This window comes from Streptomyces griseomycini (assembly GCF_014203535.1).
In the GTDB taxonomy this organism is placed as follows: Bacteria; Actinomycetota; Actinomycetes; order Streptomycetales; family Streptomycetaceae; genus Streptomyces; species Streptomyces griseomycini.
On record NZ_JACHJI010000013.1, the window covers coordinates 112256 to 127351 of the forward strand.

Consider the following 15096-nt stretch of genomic DNA (forward strand, 5'->3'; position numbering starts at 1 on the left):
CCGGGACCGGTGCGCCCCCGCTCCGGCGGCCGGGACGTCCCGTGGCCCGACGGCGGATCCGGGGCGGGCCGGGCGGCGCCCGCGACCCCCGCGGGGCCGGCCGCGGCGTACGCCGCGTGCCGCTTCCGGGCCCGTCGCCGGACCGCAGCCCGCGCCGGTCCCCTGACACCGCGCGCGGCGTGACGGGCCCCCGCCCGGGCGGGGCGGGCCACCCCGGTCAGGCCGGGTCGGGCTCCTCGGCGACGACGAACTCGCACCACACGCACTTGCCGCCGCCGCGCGCCTCCACTCCCCACACGTCCGTGAGCGTCTCGACCAGGAGCAGGCCCCGGCCGGAGACGCCCGACTCCCCCGCCTCGCGGCGGCGCGGCAGGGCGCTGGAGGAGTCCTCGACCTCCACGCGCAGCCTCCGCTCGCTGCCGGTGAGGGCCCTGAGGGTGACGACCGCGGCGCCCTCGGTGTGCATCAGGGCGTTGGTGATCATCTCGTCGGCGACCAGTTCGACCTCGTCGGCGCGGTCCTGCGCGCCCCAGGAGCCGACCGCCGTACGGATCATGCGCCGGGCCTCGGAGAGGGCCTCGGGGTCACCGGGCGCCACGTGCTGCTGGAGCCGGCCGCCGGAGCGCGGGCTGTCCAGGGCGCGGCGGCGCAGCAGGAGCAGGGCCACGTCGTCGTCGCCGCGGCGTTCCTCGGCCACGTCGATGAGCCGGTCGGCGAGCTCGCGCACGTCGCCGGGGCCGGCGGTGATGAGCGCGGCGAGGGTCTCCATGCCGTCGTCGAGGTCGGCGCCGGGCTGCTCGACCAGCCCGTCGGTGCACAGCAGCAGGGTGTCGCCGGGGTCGAGCTCCATGGTGGCGACCGGGTAGTCGAGCTGCCCGAACTCGGCGGACAGGCCGAGCGGCAGCCCGCCGGGGACGGAGACGCGGTGGCAGGAGCCGTCGGTGCGCCGTACCAGCGGGTCGATGTGGCCGGCCCGGACCACCTGGAGCACTCCGGTGGACAGGTCGGCCTCGGCGTAGAGGCAGGTCGCGGAGCGGTCGGTGTCGAGCTCGTGCAGGAAGACGGAGGCACGGGCCATCACGGTGGCCGGCGGGTGCCCCTCGGCGGCGTAGGCGCGCAGCACGATGCGCAGCTGCCCCATGACGGCGGCGGCGTGGGTGTCGTGGCCCTGGACGTCGCCGATGACGGCGCCGACCCGGCCTCCCCCGGAGGGGGTGCCCCCGGGCAGCGGGATCAGGTCGTACCAGTCACCGCCGATGTCCCGGCCGACGGAGCCGCCGATGGTGGCGGCCCGGTAGCGCACGGCGACGTCGGCGCCGGGCACGCTGGGTATGGTGCGCGGCAGCATGGCCTGCTGCAGGCCCCGGGCGAGGTCCATCTCCTGCTCGTAGAACATCGCGCGCTGCAGGCTCTGGGCGATGCTGCTGCCCAGGGCGACCAGGATGTTGCGCTCCTCGGCGGAGAAGCCGCGCCGGTCGCTGTAGAGCAGGCCCACGCCGCCGATGGGGCGGGCCTGGACGATGAGCGGCAGGTAGGCCGCGGAGGTGATGTTCAGCCCGGTGATGCCCTGCCACAGCTGCGGGTAGTGCTCGGCGAACTCCTCCGGGGACTCGATGAAGCGCGGGCTGAGGGTGCGCACCGCCTCGCTCATCGGGTACGGCTCGTCGATCCGGGTGATCTCGGTGCCCGGCACGTGGCTGCCTTCGGGTCCGTCCGCGACGAGCCGGATCCGGCCGGCCTCGACCAGGCCCATGACCAGGCTGGTGGCACCCAGGTGGGTGAGCCCGTGGGTGTCCTTGAGGACGTCGATGACGTCCTGCACGGTACGGGCGTGGGCGAGGGCGGCGGTGGTGAGCTGGACGACGTTCGTCTGCCGGCGGCGGGCGTCCGCCTGGGCGGCCTGCTCGCGCCTGGCCTCGCTGTCGCCGAGTTCCCGGGTGGCGTCCCGGACGATGCCGATGATGCGGCGGGGCCGTCCGGTCTCGTCACGGCGGATGTAGCCCTGGGTGTGGGTCCAGCGCAGGGAGCCGTCGCGGCAGCGGACCCGGAAGTAGGCGCCGTAGTTCTCGCTGCCGTCCTTCAGCGCCTGCGACACGGCGGTGTCCAGACGCCGGGCCTCGCCCGGCGGCACCCGCTTCCCCAGGCTCTCGGGGCGGTCGTCGTACTCGTCGGGGCGCACGTCGAAGATCTCGTGCGCCTGGGCGTCCATCTGCATCACCCCGGTGTCCAGGTCCCAGTCGAAGCTCCCCATGCGGTTGAGCGCCAGGATCGGATCCGGGTGGTCCGGCCAGTCGTCCGGGAGTGACAGGGCGCTCGCTCCCCGATCAGCCATGGGCCCACCTTGCCAGGATTCGTCCGATTCCTCGACCGCTGCGCCGAAAGAGCGGGGTGCCCGGCACGGCCGCCGTCCGTGAGGGAAGACGTCGCGGAGGCTTCCGAGGATGCGGCCCGCCGTCACGGCCTTCGGGGATCTGTGCGACTCCTGCGCCACTTCTGCGCGCTTCCTCCACGCGGGTCGCACGGGCCGCACGGTGGTATACGGAGGGTCACGGGGTCCGCGGAGGGTCCGGGGGGACAATGGAGGAAGGAGCGCAGTGCCGTGGAGTGGTTCGTCGCGTCCGACTACTGGCTGGCCCGGCTGGTCTTCCAGCGGTCGCTGGCCGGGCTGTACCTGGTCGCGTTCCTGGCGGCGGCGCTGCAGTTCCGTGCGCTGATCGGGGAGCGCGGCATGCTGCCGGTGCCGCGCTTCACGGCGCGGGTGCCGGCGCGCCGGTCGCCGAGCCTGTTCCACCTGCACTACTCGGACCGGTTCTTCGCGCTGTGCGCGTGGGCCGGCTGTGCGGTGTCGGCGGCGCTGCTCGCGGGGCTGGACTCGTTGCTTCCGCTGTGGGGCGGGATGCTGCTGTGGCTGGTGCCGTGGGCGCTGTACCTGTCGATCGTCAACGTCGGGCAGACCTGGTACTCGTTCGGCTGGGAGTCGCTGCTGCTGGAGGTCGGCTTCCTCGCCGTCCTCCTCGGCAACGACGAGGTGGGCCCGCCGGTCGTGGTGCTGTTCCTGCTGCGGTGGATCCTGTTCCGCGTCGAGTTCGGCGCGGGGCTGATCAAGATGCGCGGCGACGCGTGCTGGCGGAAGCTGACCTGCCTGGACCACCATCACGAGACGCAGCCGATGCCGGGGCCGCTGAGCTGGTTCTTCCACCACCTGCCGAAGCCGCTGCACCGGGTGGAGGTGGCCGCGAACCACGTCACCCAGCTCGTCGTGCCGTTCCTGCTGTTCGCGCCGCAGCCGGTCGCCACGGCCGCCGCCGCGCTGATGATCGTCACCCAGCTGTGGCTGGTGCTGTCGGGCAACTTCGCCTGGCTGAACTGGATCACGATCGTGCTGGCCCTGTCGGCGATCGCGTTCCCGGCCGATCCGCCGGACGTGCCCGGCGCGCCGCTGTGGTACGTGGTGGTCGTCCTCGCGGTGTCCGCGCTGCTGCTCGGCCTCTCGTACCGGCCGGTGCGCAACATGCTCTCCCGCCGCCAGGTGATGAACCGCTCCTTCGACCCGCTGCACCTGGTCAACACCTACGGGGCGTTCGGCAGCGTCAGCCGGGTCCGGTACGAGGTGGTGATCGAGGGCACGGCGGACGAGACGGCCCGGGAGGACGGCGACTGGCGGGAGTACGAGTTCAAGGGCAAGCCGGGCGATCCGCGGCGCTGGCCGCGCCAGTTCGCCCCGTACCACCTGCGGCTCGACTGGCTGATGTGGTTCGCCGCGCTGTCGCCCGCGTACGCCGGGCCGTGGTTCGGCGCGCTGGTGGAGCGCCTGCTGGAGAACGACCGCGACACGCTGAGACTGCTGCGCCGCTCCCCCTTCCCGCCGGACGCGCCGCCCCGGTACGTCCGCGCCCGCCTGTTCCGCTACCGGTACACGACCTGGCGGGAGCTGCGGGAGACGGGCGCGTGCTGGGAGCGGACGTACGTGCGGGAGTTCCTGCCGCCGACCCGGCTGGCCCAGGCGGCTCAGAGGCCGTAGACGCGGGTGGCGGTGGTCGCGAAGAACTGTCGGCGCCCGGTGTCGCCGAGGTCCCGGGTCAGCGCCCGCGCGGTGGCGAGGACGTCGCCGTACGCCGCCGCCAGGGTGCACACCGGCCAGTCCGAGCCGAACATCAGCCGGCCGGGTCCGAAGGCGTCCAGCACGACGTCGGCGTACGGGCGCAGGTCGTCGGTGCGCCAGGAGGCCGGGTCGGCCTCGGTGACCAGGCCGGAGAGCTTGCACACCGTGTTGGGCAGGGCGGCCAGGGCGCGGACGCCGGACGCCCAGGGTTCGAGCGTGCCCGAGGCGACGGGGGGCTTGCCCGCGTGGTCGAGGACGAAGGTGAGCCGCGGCAGTGCCGCGGCCGCCCGGACGCACGCCGGAAGCTGGTGCGGCCGCACCACCAGGTCGTACACGAGCCCCGCGTCGGCCACGGCGGCGAGCCCGCGCCGTACGTCCGGTCGCAGCAGCCACTCGGGGTCGGGCTCCCCCTGGACCTGGTGGCGGATGCCCTTCAGACACCGTCCGCCGGGCAGTGCGCGCAGCCGGGCCAGTTCGTCCGTGACGTCGGGGCGGGTGAGGTCCGTCCAGCCGACGACGCCGGCGATCAGCTCGTGCGCGTCGGCGAGGGCCAGGAGCTCCGGGGTCTCCTCCGGGACGGTGACCGTCTGGACGAGGACGGTGCGTTCGACCCCGGCCGCCCTCGCCTCGGACGCGAGGTCGGCCGGGGTGAAGTTCCGGCGCAGGGGCCGGAGTCCGGGGCCGGTGATCCAGTCCTGGTCGCGGACGGACAGGTCCCAGACGTGGTGGTGCGCGTCGACGGTCACGGCGGCTCCTCGGCGGGGACGGGGGCGTCGGGCGGCAGCAGGCCGGTGTCGCGCAGCTCCTGCCAGAAGGCGGCGGGCACCGGGGTGGCGAACTGGTCGGCGCAGTCGTGGACCTCGGCCGCCGAGCGGGCGCCGACCAGCACGCTCGCGACCGCCGGGTGGGCGGCGCAGAAGGCCAGGGCGGCGGCGCGCAGGGTGGTGCCGTGGCGTGCGGCGGCTTCCCCGATGCGCAGGGCGCGGTCCAGCAGCGCGGCGGGGGCGGGCGCGTAGTCGTACGTGGCGCCCGGCCGGGGGTCCGCGAGCAGACCGGAGTTGAAGGCGCCGCCGACGACGACGGACGTGCCGTGTTCCCGGGCGGCGGGCAACAGCGCGGTCAGGGCGCTCTGGTCGAGCAGGGTGTGGCGGCCGGCGCACAGGACGACGTCGACGTCGGTGTCGCGGACGAAGCGGGTGAGCATCGCGGTCTGGTTCATGCCGGCGCCGATCGCCCCGACGACGCCCTGGGAGCGGAGCTCCTCCAGGGCCGGGTAACCCTCCCGGAAGGCCTGTTCGGCGTGGTCGTCGGGATCGTGGAGGTAGACGACGTCGACGCGGTCCAGGCCGAGGCGTTCCAGGCTCGCCTCCAGGGTGCGCCGTACGCCGTCGGCGCTGAAGTCCCAGACCCGGCGGTGGGTGGCGGGCACGGCGAAGCCGTGGGCGAGGTCGTCGCCGCCGGTACGGGCGGGTTCGAGGCGGCGGCCCACCTTGGTGGACACGGTGTACCGCTCGCGCGGGTGCTCGCGCAGGGCCGCGCCGAGGCGGCGTTCGGCCAGGCCGATGCCGTAGTGCGGGGCGGTGTCGAAGTAGCGGATGCCGCGCCGCCAGGCGGCCCGCACCGCCTCGTGCGCCTCCTCCTCGCCGACCTCGGAGTACAGGTTGCCGATCCCGGAGCTGCCGAAGGCCAGGCCGGTGACCTCGACGCCGCTGCGGCCGAGCCGCCGCCGGTTCACCGGCCCGCCGGGCGCGGCCGCAGGCCCTGCATGCCGCCGTCGACCGCGAGGGCGGTGCCGGTGGTGGCGCCGGACAGGGGGCTCGCGAGGTAGGCGATGGCACCGGCGACCTCGGCGGCCGAGACCAGGCGGCCGGTGGGCTGGCGGGCCTCGAGGGCGGCGCGTTCGGCGGCCGGGTCGTCGGCCGCGTCGAGCAGCCGGCCGACCCAGGGGGTGTCGACCGTGCCCGGGTTGACGCAGGTGACGCGGATGCCCTCGTGGACGTGGTCGGCGGCCATGGCGAGGGTGAGGGAGTACACGGCGCCCTTGGTGGCGCTGTACAGGGCCCGCTGCGGCAGGCCGGCGGTGGCGGCGACGGAGCAGGTGTTGACGATCGCCGCGTGCGCGGAGGCGCGCAGGTGCGGAAGGCAGGCGCGGGCGGTGCGGACCATGCCGAGGACGTTGACGTCGAAGACGCGGTGCCATTCGTCGTCGGAGTTGGTCTCCACGGTGCCCCGCGCGCCGACGCCGGCGTTGTTGACCAGTACGTCGAGGACGCCGTGGCCCCCGAGGCCGTCCACGGCGGCGGCCACCGCCGCGCGCACCGAGGCGTCGTCGGAGACGTCGGCGCGGTACCCGGTGAGGGGCGCGCCGACGGACGAGGGGTCCAGGTCGAGGACGGCCACCCGGGCGCCGCGCTCCGCCAGGAGGTCCGCCGCGGCCCGGCCGATGCCGGAGGCTCCGCCGGTGACCAGGGCCGTCAGGCCCTCGAAGTCGCTCATGCCGCCTGCTCCTTCTCCTTCTGCGTGTCCGGGTCGGCGGCCCAGAAGGCGCCGTCGGGGTAGGTGAACCGGGCGAGGGACTCCGGTCGCATGGCGGCCGAGAAGCCCGGTGCGCGCGGGGCCGTGTAGCGGCCGTCGCGGATCACCACGGGGTCGAGGAAGTGGTCGTGCAGGTGGTCGACGTACTCGATGACGCGGTCCTCGGTGGTGCCGGTCAGGGCCACGTAGTCGAACATCGACAGGTGCTGGACGAGCTCGCACAGGCCGACCCCGCCGGCGTGCGGGCACACCGGTACGCCGAACTTGGCGGCGAGCAGCAGGACGGCCAGGTTCTCGGGGACGCCGCCGACGCGGGCCGCGTCGATCTGGACGACGTCGAGGGCGCCGGCCTGGAGGAGCTGCTTGAAGACGACCCGGTTCTGCACGTGCTCGCCGGTGGCCACCCGCACCGGGGCGACGGCCCGGCGGACGGCCGCGTGGCCGAGGACGTCGTCGGGGCTGGTGGGTTCCTCGATCCAGTACGGGTCGAACGCGGCGAGCGCCCCGGTCCAGCGGATCGCCTCGGCCACGTCCCAGCGCTGGTTGGCGTCGAGCGCGATGCGCACGTGGGGTCCGACGGCCGCGCGGGCGACCCGGCAGCGCCGGACGTCGTCCTCCAGGTCGGCCCCGACCTTGAGCTTGATCTGCCGGAAGCCGTCGGCGACCGCCCGCGCGGCGAGCCGGGCCAGTTTGTCGTCGTCGTAGCCGAGCCAGCCGGGCGAGGTGGTGTACGCGGGGTAGCCGTGCTCCAGCAGCCGGGCCGTGCGCTCCCCGGCGCCCTCCCGGCCGCGGCGCAGGAGGGCCAGGGCCTCCTCGGGGGTGAGGGCGTCGGTGAGGTAGCGGAAGTCGACCTGGCGGACGAGCCACGCGGGGTCGGCCTCGGCGAGCAGCCGCCACAGCGGCTTGTCCGCGCGTTTGGCGGCCAGGTCCCACAGGGCGTTGACGACCGCGCCGATCGCCATGTGCATCACGCCCTTCTCGGGCCCGAGCCAGCGCAGCTGGCTGTCGCCGACCAGGTCGCGGTTCAGGACGGAGGGGTCGGCGCACAGCTCGTCGGCGGACCGTCCGACCAGGTGGCCGCGGAGCGCCTCGATGGCGGCGACCTGGACGTCGTTGCCCCGCCCGATGGTGAACGCGAACCCGTGCCCCTCGTGGCCGTCGGCGGCGTCGGTGCGCAGGACGACGTAGGCGGCCGAGTAGTCGGGATCGGGGTTCATCGCGTCGGACCCGTCGAGTCCGCGCGAGGTGGGGAAGCGGACGTCGTACGTGTCGACGGCGGTGACGCGGACGGGGTGCGGGGGCACGGAGGGCCTTTCGCCGGGTGACGGTGACCGCATACTTATCAGACCACTCGATGAGAAGAACACCCGTCGGACGGGGATTTCCCCGAATGCGCTCCACAGTGGTCCGACCACTTCCGTCGTTAGACTGCGGCGCATCCGGTGAGTGGAGGAGTGGCGTGGAGGAGACGGCCCCGCGGAAGGGCACGGTGACGCAGCGCGCCATCGAGCGGGTCACGGCGATGGTCCGCGAGGGCCTGCTGGAGCCCGGCCAGCGGCTGCCCACCGAGCGGGACCTGGCCGCGCGACTGGGCATCTCCCGCAGCTCGATGCGGGAGGCGATCCGCGCGCTCACGGTGCTGGGCGTGCTGGAGGCCCGGCACGGCTCGGGCGTCTACGTCACCCGGCTGGAGGCCGGGGACCTGCTGGAGACCTTCGGGGTCGTGGCCTGTCTGTCGCGCGGGCCGCGCCTGGTGGAACTGCTGGAGGTGCGCCGCGTCCTGGAGTCGGCGGCGACCGCGCTGGCCGCCGCGCGGATCACGCCGGAGCGGCTGGCCGAGGTCGCGAGGCACCTGGCGGCGATGGACGCCACCGACGACCCGGAGGAGATCCTCGCCCACGACCTGGCGTTCCACCGCGAGATCGCCGCCGCGGCGGGCAACGAGGCGATGGCCGCGATCCTGGAGGGCCTGTCCTCGCGCACCTTCCGGGCCCGGGTCCGGCGCGGCCACCAGGAGGAGGGCGCCCTCGACCGCACCCGGCGCGAGCACGCCGCGATCCACCGCGCCCTGGCCGCCCGCGACCCGGAGGCGGCACGGGCGGCGGCGGCCGCGCACGTGGGCGCGGTGGAGGAGTGGCTGCGCACACGGCCGGGGGCGTGACGGGCGGGCGTCAGGCCCGCTTCAGCCGCAGCGTCATCAGCTCGAAGGGACGCAGCCGTACGGAGATCCGGTCGCCGTCGAGGGCCGGTGGCGCCGGGTCCGCCAGCGGGCGTTCCAGCAGGTCGGTCACCTGGACGTCCGTGGCCGCGAACCCGGTGGTGAGCGTGGCGCGGGCACGGCCCCCGTGGGCCTCGTGGAAGCGGACGACGACGTCGCCGCTGCCGTCGTCGGCCAGCTTGACCGCCGTGACCACCACGGCCTCCCGGTCGACCGTCACCAGCGGGGCGACCTCGCCGGCACCGGTGAGCCGTCGCTGGGGCAGGTTGATCCGCCAGCCCTCGCGCACCGCGTCGCCGATCCCCGCGCCGGGCACCAGCGCGTGCCGGAAGCGGTGCACGCCCTGGTCGGTCTCGGGGTCGGGGAAGCGCGGGGCGCGCAGGAGGGAGACCCGGACGGTGGTGGTCGTCCCGCGGTCGCCGTCGGTGCGGACGGTGCGGGTCACGTCGTGGCCGTACGTCGAGTCGTTGACGACCGCGACGCCCCAGCCCGGTTCCTCCAGGTGGACGAAGCGGTGGTTGCACGCCTCGAACCTGGCCGCCTCCCACGAGGTGTTGGTGTGCGTGGGCCGGTGGACGTGCCCGAACTGGGTCTCGGACGCGTACCGTTCGGCGTGCAGGTCGAGCGGGAAGGCGAGTTTGAGGAACTTCTCCGTCTCGTGCCAGTCGACCTCGGTGTCCACCACGAGCCGCCGCTCCCCCGGCGCGAGCGACAGCGCCTGGGTGACCCGGGAGGCGCCGAAGGAGCGCACGATCCGCACCGACGCGCCGTCCGCCCCGGCGGCGACCTCGTCCGCGTCGGTCAGGTCGGTGACCGTGTTGCGGTAGAACGCGTCGACGTCCCAGGCGTCCCACATGTTCGGGAAGTCCGGGTGCAGTTGGAGGAGGTTGCCGGCCTGCCCGGGGGCGATGGCCTCCCGGTCGGCCTCGATGTCGTGGGCGGAGACCACCAGGCCGCGGGCGTCGATCTCGACCCGCAGGATCCCGTTGGCCAGGACGTACCCGCCGCCGGCACGGTCCGACAGCTCCGCGCGCCCCTGTTCCGCGGGGGTGCGCGCACCGCCCGCCGGGACGCCCGCGCGGGGGTGCGGGGCGGCGTTGAAGAGGAGCGGGACGGCGCCCTCGCCGGCCAGGGCGCGCTGGGCGGCCCCGACGATGCCGTTCAGCTCGCCGGCGATCCGGTCGTAGGTCGCGCGGGCCTCGCGGTGCACCCAGGCGATGGAGGAGCCGGGCAGGATGTCGTGGAACTGGTGCAGCAGCACCGTCTTCCAGATCCGGTCCAGCTCCCCGTAGGGGTAGGGGAAGCCGGTCCGCACGGCCGCCGTGGCCGCCCACAGTTCGGCCTCGCGCAGGAGGTGCTCGGCGCGCCGGTTGCCCTGCTTGGTCCTCGCCTGGCTGGTGAGGGTGGCGCGGTGCAGTTCGAGGTAGAGCTCGCCGACCCAGACGGGTGGTTCGGGGTACTCGGCCTCGGCCTTCGCGAAGAACGCGGCCGGCGTCTCCCAGGTCACGGTCGCCGAGCCCTCGAGGTCCCGCAGCCGGGCCGCCTTGGCGACCATCTCCCGGGTGGTGCCGCCGCCCCCGTCACCCCAGCCGGTGGGCGCCAGCGAGCGCCGGGCGACGCCCTTGTCCTGGAAGTTGCGGACCGCGTGGGCGATCTCGCCGCCCCTCATCGAGCAGTTGTAGGTGTCGACGGGCGGGAAGTGGGTGAAGATCCGGGTGCCGTCGATGCCCTCCCACCGGAAGGTGTGGTGCGGGAACCTGTTCGTCCGCGACCAGGAGATCTTCTGCGTCAGCAGGTACCTGGAGCCCGCCGCCCTGATGATCTGGGGCAGTCCGGCGGCGAAGCCGAAGGTGTCCGGGAGCCACGCCTCTTCGTTCTCGACGCCGAACTCGTCGAGGAAGAACCGCTTCCCGTGCACGAACTGCCGGGCCATCGCCTCCGAGCCGGGCATGTTGGTGTCCGACTCCACCCACATGCCGCCGGCCGGCACGAACCGCCCGTCGGCCACGGCCTTCTTGACCCGGGCCCACACCTCGGGCCGGTGCTCCTTCACCCACGCCCACTGCTGGGCCTGCGACATGGCGAAGACGAACTCCGGCGCGTCGTCGAGCAGCGCGGTCATGTTGGCCGTCGTGCGGGCGACCTTGCGCACGGTCTCGCGCAGCGGCCACAGCCACGCCGAGTCGATGTGCGCGTGTCCGACGGCGCTGATGCGGTGGGCGGAGGGCACGGCAGGCGCGGCGAGGGCGCCGGTGAGCTGTGAACGGGCTTGCTGCGCCGTTCCGTTGACGTCCTGGAGGTCGATCGCGTCGAGGGCCCGCTCCACCGCGCGCAGGATCTCCCAGCGGCGCGGCGACTCCACCGGCAGCTCGGCCATCAGCTCGCCGAGCACCTCCAGGTCGATCACCAGCTGCCAGACGTGCTCGTCGAGGACGGCGAGGTCCATCCGGGCGAGCGTGTACTGCGGTTCGCCGCCGGCGGTGTCCTTGTCGCCGAGCGGTGTGGGCCGGAAGGGGTGGTGGCCGAGGATGACGGGGTTGGAGGCGGCCTCGATGTGCAGGCGCACCTCCTCGCCGCCCTCGGCGGGGGCGGCGATCCGCACCCACTGGTTGCGCGGGTTCAGGCCCTTCACCGGGGTGCCGTCCGGCCGGTAGACCAGGCCCTCGCACTGGAACCCGGGCATGTTCTCGTCGAAGCCGAGGTCGAGGACCGCCTCGACGGTCCTCCCGGCCCACGCCTCGGGGACGGTCCCGGTGACCCGGAACCAGCTGGTGCCCCAGGGGGCGCCCCAGCGGGTGCCCACCTCGACGGGCTCGGGCTCGGCCGCGAGGCCCTCGGCGACCGGGACGGGTTCTCCGGGGGCGTGCCACACCGCGACCTCGAGGGGGACGGACTCGGGGTACACGGCGGGGCGGACGCGCTCGTCGAGGACACGCCTGAGGCGGGCTTCGACCAGGGTGCGGTCGTCATGCATGCGGGTGCTCCGTAGCGGTGGCGGGTGCGGGCGGGTCGGCCGCTCAGGGCGGTGGTCACAGGTGGGCGCGGGGTCACGGGTCCGGACGTGGTGTACAGCTCCCCCGCCGCGCGCGGTTCGAACCACGTCCGGCCTCCCCCGGTCCGGGCCGGTGCACGGGCTCTCGACGCGCGGCCCCGGCCAGGGCACAGTTCTCCCTGCGTACTCGCCGGTACGCACTGTCCTGTCCCCTCGCCACGAGGAGCCGAAGGTGACCAGTTGGGTCGGCCGGACCGCCGTCGAGATCGCCGCCGCCGTACGGGAGAAGCGGGTCACGCCGCGGGAGGTGGTCGCGGAGCATCTCGCGCGGATCGAGCGGCTCGACGGACGTGTCGGGGCCTTCCGCACGGTACGGGCCGGGGCCGCGCTCGCCGAGGCCGACGAGGTGGCCGCGCGCGCCGGTCTGGACGAACTGCCCCTGGCCGGAGTGCCCGTGGCCGTCAAGGACAACCTCGCCGTGCGCGGTGAGAGCATGCGCGTCGGGTCCGCCGCGACCCCGGACGCACCGGCCGAGCGGGACCACGAGACGGTGGCCCGGCTGCGGGCGGCGGGCGCGGTGGTCGTGGGGCTGACGAACGTGCCGGAGCTGTGCGTCTTCGGCACCACCGAGGGCGTCCACGGCACCGCGCGCAATCCCTGGGACCCGGCGCGCACCGCGGGCGGTTCGTCCGGGGGCAGCGCGGCGGCCGTCGCCGCCGGGATGGTGCCGATCGCCCTCGGCAACGACGGGATGGGCTCGCTGCGCATACCGGCCGCCAACTGCGGCCTGGTCACCATCAAACCGGGCCGCGAGGTCGTGCCCGCGGGGATCGGGGACGGCGACTGGTTCGGGATGTCGGAGAACGGGCCGCTCGCCACGACGGTCGAGGACGCCCGGCTGATGCTCGCGGTCCTCGCCGGAACCGGGACCGCGCCCCGTCCCGGAACCGGCACCCGCAGGATCGCCGTGTCCCTGCGCAGCCCGCTGGCCGGCGTCACCGTGACCCGGCCGTACACGGCGGCCGTCCGGGAGGCCGCCGGGGTGCTGATGAAGGCGGGGCACCAGGTGCGGCGGGCCGATCCGCCGTATCCGGTGTCGCTGGGCGCGACCGCGCTGGCCCACTGGACGGCGGGAACGGCCGTGGACGCACGCGGTGTCGACGCCCGCCTGCTGACGCGGCGCACCCGGGTGCACGCGGCGATCGGCCGGCGCTGCGAGCACACCGTGCGCTCCGGTACCGGCCGGGAGCGGCTGAGGCGGCGGCTGGAGCCGTTCTTCGCCGAGTACGACGTCCTGCTCACCCCGGCGCTGGCCCGCCGCTCCCCCAAGGCCGCGCCCTGGCACGAGCGGGGCTGGCTGTGGAACGTGGCCGCCAACTCGGCGTACTCGCCGCTGACCCCGCCCTGGAACCTGACGGGCTGGCCCGCGATGTCCGTTCCGTTCGGCACCCTGCCGTCCGGCGCGCCCTGCGCGGTGCAGCTGGTGGGCCGTCCGGGGTCCGAGGCCGATCTGCTGGAGGTCGCCGGGCAGTTGGAACAGCGGCACCCGTGGCGGCGGACCGCGCCCCTGGAGTAGCGGTCCGGCCGGAGAACGACGTTGCCGTGGTCCTCGGCCGGCGTCCGGGGTCGGCCGGGTGACTGCCGGGTCGGTCATGGGCCGTACACGTAAGGCGCTCCCGGCCTCGGTGTGAGGCCGGCGGGGTGCTCCCCGCCCGGACGGAGCCGGGCGCCGGAAAGGGCACGCGCTCCGCCCTCTTCTCCGCGTTCCTTCCGCCGCGCCCCCCGCGCGGCGTTCCCGACGGAGACGACACCCGGAGACGAATCCGGCCCTGCCCGAAGCACAGCACTCCTGCACGACCGAACCGCCCGCCACGGCCGTCCAGTTGGACCACACGGTCGTCCACGCCCACGACCGGCGGCTGTCGGCGGAGTTCCTCGCCGCGGTCCTGGGCCTGCGGGTCGGCGCCCCGTTCGGGCCGTTCCTGCCCATCGGCCTCGGCAACGGCGTGACGCTCGACTGCTACGAGAAGCGCGACGAACCGATCCAGCCGCAGCACTACGCGTTCCTCGTGCCCGAGGAGCGGTTCGACGCGATGATCGCCCGCCTGGAGGCGGTCGGGGTCACCTACTACGCCGATCCCGGCCACACCGGGCCCGGCCGGGTCAACGACCTGTTCGGCGGTCGCGGCGCCTACTTCGACGATCCGGACGGCCACACCATGGAGATCATGACCCGTCCCCGCGTCCGGCCGTAGGGACGGGGCCCCGGTCACAGCGCCCGGTACATGATGTGCAGCCCGACCCGGCCGTGCCGGGGGTGCTCGTACGCCTCGGGGACCGTCCCGAGGATCTCGAACCCCAGGGACGTCCACAGCTTCACGGCCGGGTTGGTCTCGACGACGGCGTTGAACACCATGCCCCGGTAGCCGGCCGCCCGGGCCTCGGCCAGGACGTGCTCGGCGAGGGCCCGGCCGGTGCCCCGCCCGGCGCGGTCGGGATCGACCATGAAGCCGGCGTTGGCGATCCGGGCGGCCGGACCGCCGTAGTTGGGGGTGAGGTAGGCGGAGGCCACGACGGCTCCGGTGTCGTCCTCGACGACGTAGACCTGTTTCGCCGGGTTCATCCACAGGGCCCGGGCGCCCTCCTCGGAGGTGCCCGGGTCCCACGCGTAGGTCTCGCCGGCGGCGACGATGCGGTGCCAGAACGGCCAGATGCGCGGCCAGTCGTCCGGGGTCGCTTCCCTGATCAGCATGGGTGCGAGTCTGGCACGCCGGGCGGCCGGAGATCGCGAAGGGGCGGCGGACGTCAGTCGACGCTGGGGAGGATGTGGGGCTCGGCGAGGTCGTCCTCGTAGCCCGCGAGGCGGATCGGGGCCGACCGGGCCCACACGTCCAGGCTGCCGAGTTCCCCGGGCCGTCGGCCCGCGCGCTCCGGGCGTTCCTTGGGGCGCTGCTCGCGATTCGTCTTCTCCGGTGTCACCGCGCACTCCTTATGTGTCGGTCACCCTAGGGACGTGCCGCGCCGGTCCTGCCGCGCCGTGCGCCCGACGTCCGCCCGGGCCTGGGTCGAAAGCGGTTCGGACGCGGTGGCGCCGGTAACTCGAGGGAGAGCAGGCCGTTGTGAAGCGGCTTGTCCCATGACGGACCGTGGGTGTGGGTAGGACCCTTTGCTGCTGTCCGTCCGCATCAGGGTAACCAAATGAGCGGCCCTCCGCTCGATGGGGCTCGGGACCGGGGGTGACAATCATGC

General features: G+C 74.5%; 12 protein-coding genes. 4 read left to right on the top strand and 8 right to left on the bottom strand.

The genetic code is table 11. The annotated features are described in order from the left end of the window. Positions 1-217: 217 nt before the first annotated feature. Positions 218-2332, bottom strand: coding sequence for a SpoIIE family protein phosphatase (locus FHS37_RS29895; RefSeq protein WP_184826918.1), 2115 nt, complete (start codon positions 2330-2332; stop codon positions 218-220). A gap of 267 nt (positions 2333-2599) precedes the next feature. Between FHS37_RS29895 and FHS37_RS29900 the strand changes: the two genes are divergently transcribed. Then, on the top strand, positions 2600-4021 hold the full coding sequence (locus FHS37_RS29900; RefSeq protein ID WP_184826920.1) for a lipase maturation factor family protein: 1422 nt from the start codon (positions 2600-2602) through the stop codon (positions 4019-4021). Here FHS37_RS29900 and FHS37_RS29905 read toward each other — a convergent pair. Genes FHS37_RS29905 through FHS37_RS29920 form a run of 4 tightly spaced genes read right to left on the bottom strand, consistent with a single transcriptional unit; the run spans position 4009 to position 7941 of the window. Continuing rightward, entirely contained in the window at positions 4009-4848 is an 840-nt protein-coding gene (locus FHS37_RS29905) for an amidohydrolase family protein (protein WP_184826922.1), read from the bottom strand. The genes FHS37_RS29900 and FHS37_RS29905 overlap by 13 nt on opposite strands. After that, positions 4845-5837, bottom strand: a complete 993-nt coding sequence (locus FHS37_RS29910; protein ID WP_184826924.1) for an aldo/keto reductase — start codon at positions 5835-5837, stop codon at positions 4845-4847. The genes FHS37_RS29905 and FHS37_RS29910 overlap by 4 nt, the downstream gene beginning before the upstream one ends. Beyond that, positions 5834-6598: an SDR family NAD(P)-dependent oxidoreductase gene (locus FHS37_RS29915; RefSeq protein ID WP_184826926.1), complete on the bottom strand. Its 765-nt coding sequence runs from the start codon at positions 6596-6598 to the stop codon at positions 5834-5836. The genes FHS37_RS29910 and FHS37_RS29915 overlap by 4 nt, the downstream gene beginning before the upstream one ends. Continuing rightward, positions 6595-7941, bottom strand: a complete 1347-nt coding sequence (locus FHS37_RS29920; protein WP_229890084.1) for an enolase C-terminal domain-like protein — start codon at positions 7939-7941, stop codon at positions 6595-6597. The genes FHS37_RS29915 and FHS37_RS29920 overlap by 4 nt, the downstream gene beginning before the upstream one ends. Before the next feature lie 155 nt (positions 7942-8096). On the opposite strand from FHS37_RS29920, the gene FHS37_RS29925 reads away from it, so the two are divergent. Next, a complete protein-coding gene (locus tag FHS37_RS29925; protein ID WP_184826930.1) occupies positions 8097-8798 on the top strand; it encodes a FadR/GntR family transcriptional regulator in 702 nt (233 codons plus the stop codon). A gap of 10 nt (positions 8799-8808) precedes the next feature. Here the strand turns inward: FHS37_RS29925 and FHS37_RS29930 are convergent, their stop codons facing one another. After that, complete coding sequence (locus tag FHS37_RS29930) at positions 8809-11829, bottom strand: alpha-mannosidase (RefSeq protein WP_184826932.1); 3021 nt, start codon at positions 11827-11829, stop codon at positions 8809-8811. 250 nt (positions 11830-12079) lie between these two features. Between FHS37_RS29930 and FHS37_RS29935 the strand changes: the two genes are divergently transcribed. Together FHS37_RS29935 and FHS37_RS29940 are read left to right on the top strand one after the other, a co-directional pair. After that, entirely contained in the window at positions 12080-13423 is a 1344-nt protein-coding gene (locus FHS37_RS29935; protein WP_184826934.1) for an amidase, read from the top strand. A gap of 253 nt (positions 13424-13676) precedes the next feature. Beyond that, positions 13677-14102, top strand: coding sequence for a VOC family protein (locus tag FHS37_RS29940; protein ID WP_184827041.1), 426 nt, complete (start codon positions 13677-13679; stop codon positions 14100-14102). Positions 14103-14116: 14 nt separating this feature from the next. Here the strand turns inward: FHS37_RS29940 and FHS37_RS29945 are convergent, their stop codons facing one another. After that, positions 14117-14599, bottom strand: a complete 483-nt coding sequence (locus FHS37_RS29945) for a GNAT family N-acetyltransferase (protein WP_184826936.1) — start codon at positions 14597-14599, stop codon at positions 14117-14119. A 53-nt stretch (positions 14600-14652) separates the two neighbouring features. Continuing rightward, positions 14653-14826 carry a hypothetical protein gene (locus tag FHS37_RS29950; RefSeq protein WP_184826938.1) on the bottom strand — a complete coding sequence of 58 codons (174 nt, stop codon included), beginning with the start codon at positions 14824-14826 and terminating at the stop codon, positions 14653-14655. Between the last annotated feature and the right edge of the window lie 270 nt (positions 14827-15096).

Excerpts from the sequence above, each read along its gene's own strand:
- FHS37_RS29895 (WP_184826918.1), bottom strand. The coding sequence starts at position 2,332 with ATGGCTGATCGGGGAGCGAGCGCCCTGTCACTCCCGGACGACTGGCCG.
- FHS37_RS29915 (WP_184826926.1), bottom strand. The coding sequence starts at position 6,598 with ATGAGCGACTTCGAGGGCCTGACGGCCCTGGTCACCGGCGGAGCCTCC.
- FHS37_RS29930 (WP_184826932.1), bottom strand. The coding sequence starts at position 11,829 with ATGCATGACGACCGCACCCTGGTCGAAGCCCGCCTCAGGCGTGTCCTC.
- FHS37_RS29945 (WP_184826936.1), bottom strand. The coding sequence starts at position 14,599 with ATGCTGATCAGGGAAGCGACCCCGGACGACTGGCCGCGCATCTGGCCG.